The 243-nt window shown below is 55.6% G+C and carries 1 protein-coding gene; it reads left to right on the top strand.

The annotated features are described in order from the left end of the window. A partial coding sequence (locus AK963_RS34730) for a hypothetical protein (RefSeq protein WP_202970002.1) occupies nucleotides 1-243 on the top strand: 243 nt, incomplete at both ends.

The raw sequence follows: 243 nt of genomic DNA, 5'->3' as shown, positions 1-243 counted from the left end.
GCTGACCTGGAAGTGAAAGAGCAAGCCCTGAAAGACCGGGAAGCCTCTTTTTCCGAGAAAGAGACCGCCATCAAAGCCAGCGAAGCGGCACTGCAGAAGCAGGCCATCGCCAGCGATCTGGATGAGCTAGTGAAAGCCGGAAAAGTATTACCAGCGCAGAAAGACCAACTGGCAGAGTTTATGGCCAGCCTCGACAGCGAAGTGGACGTGTTGGAATTCGGCGAAGGCGACCAGAAGCAGAGC

Source organism: Endozoicomonas atrinae, assembly GCF_001647025.1.
Taxonomy (GTDB): Bacteria; Pseudomonadota; Gammaproteobacteria; order Pseudomonadales; family Endozoicomonadaceae; genus Endozoicomonas; species Endozoicomonas atrinae.
This window is presented reverse-complemented; position numbering and strand designations above follow the sequence as displayed.